The sequence below is a fragment of the Sulfurimonas sp. genome (assembly GCF_026991475.1).
In the GTDB taxonomy this organism is placed as follows: Bacteria; Campylobacterota; Campylobacteria; order Campylobacterales; family Sulfurimonadaceae; genus Sulfurimonas.
Window position 1 is genome coordinate 1 of record NZ_JALXBK010000027.1, and the last position, 7,828, is coordinate 7,828.

At 33.8% G+C, this 7,828-nt stretch carries 8 protein-coding genes; 4 read left to right on the top strand and 4 right to left on the bottom strand.

The features are described from left to right. Positions 1 to 133: 133 nt before the first annotated feature. Both MV589_RS02070 and MV589_RS02075 read left to right on the top strand, forming a co-directional pair. Positions 134 to 679, top strand: coding sequence for an HdeD family acid-resistance protein (locus MV589_RS02070; protein ID WP_297431562.1), 546 nt, complete (start codon positions 134 to 136; stop codon positions 677 to 679). Position 680: 1 nt separating this feature from the next. Beyond that, positions 681 to 1,970, top strand: coding sequence for an APC family permease (locus MV589_RS02075; RefSeq protein ID WP_297431564.1), 1,290 nt, complete (start codon positions 681 to 683; stop codon positions 1,968 to 1,970). Here the strand turns inward: MV589_RS02075 and MV589_RS02080 are convergent. Genes MV589_RS02080 through MV589_RS02090 form a run of 3 tightly spaced genes read right to left on the bottom strand, consistent with a single transcriptional unit; the run spans position 1,953 to position 4,803 of the window. Then, a complete protein-coding gene (locus MV589_RS02080) occupies positions 1,953 to 2,843 on the bottom strand; it encodes a tetraacyldisaccharide 4'-kinase (protein WP_297431566.1) in 891 nt (296 codons plus the stop codon). The two genes, MV589_RS02075 and MV589_RS02080, sit on opposite strands and share 18 nt — an antisense overlap. Before the next feature lie 6 nt (positions 2,844 to 2,849). Further along, complete coding sequence (locus tag MV589_RS02085; RefSeq protein WP_297431567.1) at positions 2,850 to 3,980, bottom strand: DegT/DnrJ/EryC1/StrS family aminotransferase; 1,131 nt, start codon at positions 3,978 to 3,980, stop codon at positions 2,850 to 2,852. Between the two features lie 16 nt (positions 3,981 to 3,996). Continuing rightward, positions 3,997 to 4,803 (bottom strand): NAD+ synthase, encoded by an 807-nt coding sequence (locus MV589_RS02090; RefSeq protein WP_297431569.1) that lies wholly within the window; start codon positions 4,801 to 4,803, stop codon positions 3,997 to 3,999. 212 nt (positions 4,804 to 5,015) lie between these two features. On the opposite strand from MV589_RS02090, the gene MV589_RS02095 reads away from it, so the two are divergent. Then, a complete protein-coding gene (locus MV589_RS02095) occupies positions 5,016 to 6,872 on the top strand; it encodes an HD domain-containing phosphohydrolase (RefSeq protein WP_297431571.1) in 1,857 nt (618 codons plus the stop codon). On the opposite strand, the gene MV589_RS02100 is transcribed toward MV589_RS02095, so the two are convergent. Beyond that, the gene (locus MV589_RS02100) at positions 6,869 to 7,684 is read right to left on the bottom strand and encodes a ferritin-like domain-containing protein (RefSeq protein ID WP_297431573.1); all 816 of its coding nucleotides are present in this window, start codon (positions 7,682 to 7,684) and stop codon (positions 6,869 to 6,871) included. The genes MV589_RS02095 and MV589_RS02100 overlap by 4 nt on opposite strands. 40 nt (positions 7,685 to 7,724) lie before the next feature. Between MV589_RS02100 and MV589_RS02105 the strand changes: the two genes are divergently transcribed. Beyond that, on the top strand, positions 7,725 to 7,828 hold a 104-nt coding region (locus MV589_RS02105; protein ID WP_297431575.1), incomplete at its 3' end, for an MBL fold metallo-hydrolase.

Sequence of the window (7,828 nt, forward strand, 5' to 3'; positions counted from 1 at the left end):
TTCAACTCTTTAACTGTAAGTTGTTATAGTGTTTGATAAACAAAAATAACTTTATCAAAAACTAAAAAATAATTATCAAATCATTACTCCTTTAGATGTAATGACTGATAAATTTATTATACGAGGAAAAACAATGTGGAAATATCCAAGTGCTGAGCATTTATTTGAGAAATTTACTAAATACTCAAAAATAGCAGGTGTTATTTTTATTATTTTAGGGCTTGCTGGTATATTTGAGCCAGTTTATATGACAGTTGCAACAGTTGCATTTGTGGCATGGATTATGATGTTTGCAGGATTTATGGCTGCTTACTTTACATATATTACAGATAAAGAAGATTACCTTGGTTGGTTAAAAAGTTTTGTACTTATTGGTATATCATTACTAATGATTTTTTATCCAATGACAGGTGTTGGTACAGTAGGTCTTTTACTTGCTATCTACTTTTTTGTGGACTCTTTTGCAGGCTTTTCTATAGCATTTACTATGAAACCTGCAAAAGGTTGGATATGGTGGCTTGTTAATGCTATCTTTTCACTACTAATTGGTATTTTATTTATAGTAGGCTGGCCATTTACTTCTCTTTATCTTATAGGACTTTTAGTAGGATTTAGTCTCTTCTTTGATGGAATTGCACTTCTTGTAACTGGTTCTATATTTAAAAAATTAAATAGCTAAAATGGAAAAAAGTAAAAAAGCCTTTGGCTTATGGAGTGCTGTCTTTTTAGGCATCGGTTCCATGGTCGGTGCGGGTATCTTCATTGTCATTGGTCAAGCTGGAGCTATGGCAGGTAACATCGTCTGGCTCTCTTTTGTATTTGGTGGTATTATTGCACTTTTTAGTGGATACTCTCTTGCAAAACTTGCTGTACGCTACCAGTCTCGTGGAGGTATTGTTGAGTATCTGGTACAAGGATTTGGAGAAAATATTTTCTCTGGTTCTATGAGTGTTATGTTTTATCTCTCACAACTCATCGCCGTTGCTGCAGTTGCCAAATCTTTTGGTACATACAGTGCAACTTTTATGGCTCACGGTGACACACTATGGATTAATATCTTTGCAGTTGGTATTGTCGTTCTTTTTACACTTATCAACCTTATTGGTGCTTCTATTGTTGCAAAATCTGAAAACTTTATTGTTATAGTCAAACTTTCTATTCTTGTAGTATTTGCAATTGCAGCACTCTTTACCATAAAACCTGCACTTTTAAGTCTTCATGATATGCCACCCCTAAGTGGTATGGTTTTTGCCATTGGTATCACTTTTTTTGCTTATCAAGGCTTTAGCGTCATTACAAATACTGTCGAAGATATGGATAATCCAAAAGTTACCATGATGAAGGCAATGTTTGTTTCACTCCTGTTTGTAGCAGCTCTATATATTCTTACAAGTATTTCTGTTCTTGGAAATTTATCGTTAGAAAAAGTTATAGAGACGAAAAATTATGCTTTAGCGGAGGCTGCTAAACCTATTTTTGGAGAGTGGGGATTTAAAATCATGGCAGCTACTGCTCTTTTAGCAACTGCTTCAGCCATAAATGCAACGCTCTATGCTGTTTCAGATATTGGTTACACAATGGCAAAAGATGGAAATCTTCCAGAAGTTTATGAGTATCACATTTACAAATCATTTGATGGTTTAATAGTAAGTGCTTTACTTATCATTCCTATGATACTCTTTTTTAATCTTACAGAAATTACCACTGTTGCTGCCATTGTTATGCTTATAGTTCAAGGAACTACGCACATCGCACATCTTAATCTCATCAAAGAGACAGGAGCAAAACGCTCTCTTGTTATCTCTGCAATCTTAGCAATGTTTGGAGTTGCAGGACTTACACTCTACTCTACTTACAAAACTATGCCAGAAATTGCATACTATCTTATAGCTACTTTTGCTATTGCGTTTACTGCAGAGTTTTTACTGTGTCATATTCGTGGACGTACCATTTTAAAACAAACGGTCTAAAATATTTGTATCTACTTTCACTTCCAAATCAAGAAGTGAAAGAGGTAATCCAAAACTTTCAATTTTCACATAATCTTTAAAAGTAACAAGCAAAGAAGTAGCATTGTCTGCCTCTAAAATTGCTTGAAGTTCCTCTTTTATAAAACTGTGATGGTCTTCAAAGTAGTGTTTGCCTACTACTTTAGGCAGATATTTATCGAGACGCGAAGGTCTTGCTATTGCTGTTACAAGTGACATTCGTTGCGTTTGCTCTTTGAGTGTAACAACTCTTGTAAAGTCCACATCCTCTTGGAGTACAACTGCCTCTTTATCACTCCACAAACGCTCTCTATATGGTCCACTTGGCAGACAAAAATTATTTTTTGTCACTACAGCTATAAGAACATCAAGCTTTTTTATATCGTGTTTGGAGTAGGCATCATCAAGCAAGACTATTTCGCATCCCATCTCTTTGGCTTTTTTGATGGCAGGTTTTCTATCTTCGCTCACAATGACTACTGAGTTTGGCAGTTTTTTAGCATATATCATCGCCTCATCTCCGCTCACGCTTACATTACATAAAATCTCTTTTGCATCCTTAACCACCACCAAGCCTTTTGAGTCGCGTCCATAACCGCGTAAAATGATGGCAGGCTTCTTAAACGCAGCTCCTAACGCAGTGACAAGTGGAGTTTTTCCACTTCCACCAACTGTTAAATTTCCAACACTAATAATTTTTATTTTGAAATCTTCGGCTCTCTTCAAACGATAACGCAGATAGATCACAAAACAGTAAAGCCAACTCAGAGGAAGTAAAAAATAAGAGAGTAGTTTTTGTAAAAAAGATGGGTTGTAGAAATACTCTTCAACCCAAAAGACAAGAGATTTTTTCAAATCTTTTTATACTCTTGTCTTTGCAATTTTTTTCACTGCTTTTATAACAGTTTTAACCTCATCATCACTCATACTTGCATAAATAGGAAGTGATAACACTTGCTGAAAAGTACGAAGAGCTACAGGAAAATCATTTACACGCAGTGAATATTTTGTTTTATAGTAAGTTAAAAGATGCAGTGGAATATAATGAAGCCCACTACCAATTCCTTCCTCTTGAAGAGCCGTTGCAAAAGAGTCTCTATTTTTATCTATTTTAATAATATAGAGTGAAAATGCGTTCTCTTCATTATCCATACTTGGTGTTTGAACATGTTCTACATTAGCTAGTTCTTTAGAGTATATTTGCGCTATTTCACGCTCTCGTTTTATATTAACATCTTGATCTTTTATTTGCGCACGAATATAAGCTGCGTTTAGCTGTGATAAAGAGTAGTCATTACCAATATCCACAACATCATAAATATATTCCAAAGCATCTTTATCACGAACCATAGCATGATGCGCTAACAATCTGGCACGCTCTATTACCTCTTCATCTTCTGTTACAAGCATTCCACCGTTACAAATATTCTTTTTTAAGTGTGGAGAGAAGTCAAAAGTAACAATATCAGCACCAGTTGCACCTATTTTCTTTCCCTTATAAGTTGCGCCAAGTGCTTCACTTGCATCTTCAACAATTCTAACATTGTAAAGTTTTGCCATACTATAAACCCGTTCTAAGTTAACACTTTCACCACCCAAATGCGTTAAAATAACAGCTTTGAGTTTTTTTGACTTATGCTCTTGTAAATATGCTTCAAGTTTATCTAAATCAATGTTATAACTATTTTTAGCAATATCAATAAAAACAGGTTCAGCATCAAAATGACGCACAACTTCTGGCACATTTGGATGTGCATTTACACTACACACTACTTTATCTCCGCGTTTAAGATCAAACGCAAGCATAGCAAGGTGAAGCGCCGAAGTACCATGTGAAGTTGCAAGTGCATATTTTGCACCTACATATTCACAAAACTCACGCTCAAGTTCTTCTATTTGATTTGTATCTTCTCCATCAAGTGCATCACTTACATTTGAGTGCGCACTTCTTGAACTCTCATATCTACTAAAAGGTATTTTTAAATCTTTCATATCTTTTTCCCTGCCTTTATAAAGTTATATCTCTAGGATAATTAAAATCATGTCCTAGCGTTCGTGATGTCAATTTTGCAATAACGGGCATCTTACGCTTAAAATGATTTCTAAAAATTCTTTTTATTATCATATCTAACATTTTTTCATCAATTTTTAAATCAATAATCTCTTCACGAGATAAGCGCTCATCTACATAGAGTTTCATAGCACCATCAAGTTCCTTGTAAGTATAGCCCAAATCTGCCTCATCACTCTGTCCATCCCATAAATCTGCAGAAGGAGGCTTCTTAATGATACTTTTTGTTACTTGCAAATATTCTGCCAGTTCAAAAACTTCACTTTTATACAAATCTCCAATTGGATTTACAGCAGACGCTAAATCTCCATAGAGTGTTCCATACCCCAGCATTAGTTCACTTTTGTTACTCGTACCAAGCACCAAAGCATTTTCACGAGCTGAGATGTCAAAAAGTGTTGCCATGCGTATACGAGATGAGAAGTTCCCCTTACGAAGATTATCTAAATCTGGATTCATAGCTTCATACGATTCTAACATCGGAGCAATACTGCAAGTAATGTTTTTAAGAGCAAAATCACGACATAGTTCATCTGCATCATCAAGAGAACTTTGTGATGAGTAATGTGATGGCATTTTCACGCACAACAAATCATCGCCAAAAGCCTTTTGTGCCAATACTGCAACAACAGCAGAATCTAGTCCACCACTTAAACCAAGCACAACTTTTTGCATTCCAGTCTTTTTCACTTCATTATCTAAAAAGCGTACAAGATAATCACTTATTTGAGAATATTTACCCATTAAAATCATAAACCTTTAAAATTTATTAACAATTTGAATTATATCTAAAAGAATTTAACACTCCTTTAACATTAGTGGTATATAATCGCGACAATAAAAATAAAGAGCTTAATATAGAAACGAACCTAATAATAAACAAACTAAAAACAATTGTTTTTCTACCAATTATCATTATTGCCATTGGATTTACCTATTTTTTAACAAATACTTATATGACATACCAAGAGCTACAAACACTTGAAATAAATATTCATAAAAGCAAAAACATATCTCTACTCATTAATAATTTGCAAAAAGAGAGAGGGCTTAGTAGTGGGTATCTTGCAAGTAATGGAAAACTTTTTGCAACACAACTTCCAATTATGCAACATAATGTTGACAGCTCTTTTCAAAATTTTATTTTCTATTGTCATGGACATAGAGATCAATACATTAAAATCAAAAGGAAGCTCAAAGATTTACGATTGAATATTCAGAATCTATCTACCAAAGTAGACTTTGAATTTTTATTTTATACTAAACTTATTCAAGAACTACAGGCGAATTATCTTGAGGTTGTTCAAGATGTTAATGATGCTTCTTTAAAAAACCAACTTATCTCTTATACAAACCTCTCCTTTTCAAAAGAGGCCTTAGGGCAAATACGCGCTTCAATTAATGCTCTTTTATCTGCACATAATAACAATAAGAACTTACGAAATATGGTTTTGTTAGCAAAAGGAAATTATGATGTATCACTCCAACGATCTAAAGCGACAATTACTAAAAAATACAAAAATAAACTTGGAAAAATTCTCTGTTCATCAGATTATAAATATATTCAAAAAATCTTTCACAATGTTATAGAAAAAGGTCTTTACACAAATAGTTCTAAGAAATGGTTTATAAAATCAACCAATATTATTGAAGATTTTTATTCTCTTGAACAAAATCATTTTTCAGATATAGATAAAGAGATTCAACGAGACTTTACAGAAGAAAAGATTACATTTATAATAGTATTACTTATATTTTTACTCATTACAATCTCCACACTCTTTTTTGGTTCACATATTAAACAAAATATTTTGAAAAACATTAAACTCTTAGAGGAGTATAAAAACGCTGTTGATAGAAGCAGTATTGTCTCAAAAACTGATAAATCAGGGCGAATTACCTATGCAAATGATGAATTTTGTAAAATATCTGGCTACACACGAGACGAATTAATCGGAAATGCACATAATATGGTTCGACACCCCGATATGTCAAAAAGTGCATTTAAAGAGATGTGGAAAACTATTTTAGCAAAAAAATCATGGTCTGGTATTGTTAAAAACAGGACAAAGGATGGAAGTGATTATATTGTTGAAGTGACCATCAATCCTATTCTCAATGAAAAAGGAGAAATAGAAGAGTTCATAGCTATTCGTAATGACATTACAGAGCTTATTCAGTTACATGAGGATTTAGAGCATACCCAAGAAGACCTTATTTACCGTATGGGAGAAATTGGTGAAACTCGTTCTAAAGAGACAGGCTTTCATGTCCGCCGTGTTGCAAAATACTCTGAGATATTAGCAAAATACTATGGACTAAAAGAACAAGAGATAAAATATCTTATTTCGGCTTCACCAATGCACGATATAGGAAAAGTTGGTATTGCTGACAATATTTTAAACAAACCAGATAAATTAACACATGATGAGTGGCTAGTAATGAAAACGCATGTAAATATAGGCTATGATCTCTTTAAAGATTCCAGTAAACCACTTTTACAAACTGCAGCAACCATTGCTTATGAACACCATGAAAAATATGATGGCAGTGGGTATCCAAGAGGATTAAAAGGTAATGAAATTCATATTTATGGACGTATTACTGCATTTGCCGATGTTTTTGATGCCCTAGGAAGCGAGAGATGTTATAAACAGACATGGGAAGATGAGAAAATTTTTAAACTTCTAAAAGAGGAGAGAGGAAAGCATTTTGATCCACAACTTGTAGATATTTTCTTTGAACATTTAGATGAATTTTTAGCAGTAAGAGATTTTTACAATGAATCTAGTTCGTTTATGAAAGAGAGTTAACAGACCTCTTTCTTTGCCATTACTTTTAATTCACTACATGAAAACCCAGCCTCTTTTCTTGCCTCAATGTTCAAATCATTTGGACGTAAAAAACCGCGAGGGTAGTATTCTTTTATTATCTCAAAATAGATACTTTCATCTACACTCTCTTTCTCACAAGCATACTTAAACCATACATCACCTTTTTTTACATGAGAAACTTCCTCTTCTAAAATTACTTCTAAATTTATAATGATTTTTTCTATCATCTCATTTTTTGGTAGTTTTTTTAGTTTTTTCACTATCATAGGTGTGGCATCAAGTCCATTTGCTTCTAAGTATCTTGGCACAACTGCCATTCTCTCTAGGAGTGTTTGTGTTTTACACGAGGCTTCAAAGAGTGCATCATGTACTTCTATATCTCCATACCTAGCATCTAACTCATTAAGTAATTTATTAAGCATCAAAAAATGGCGTATCTCATCACTTGCCACTTCCAGCCAATCGGCATAATATGCACGAGGCATACCACAAAAACGGTATGCTCCATCAAGTGCCAAATCTATAGCAGAGTACTCAATGTGTGCCACGGCATGCAGCAAATTTATCTGTCCCTCTTTTGCTGTAAGATTACTGCGTTTAGGAACATGTTGCGGCGGTACTGTTGTGCATATTTCACTGTAAGATGGATTCTCAAACTTTTTAGGTCTGAAATTCACTTCAAACTCCAGCTTATCTGATTGAAACAGATTGTAAAAAATTTCAAATCGTTCTATCTTTTCTTCTGCTGATTTTGCTTCTATAATTAACTCTAATTCTTTAAAAAAATTCATGCACTAATAATGCTATAATCACGCTAAAAAAGAGATGAATATGAAGATAAAAGTACAGCCAATGGGACCTTATCAGACAAACTGTTACATTGTCACAAAAGATGGCAAAGATATTATCATCGATCCGGGTGTTGGTGCAACTGA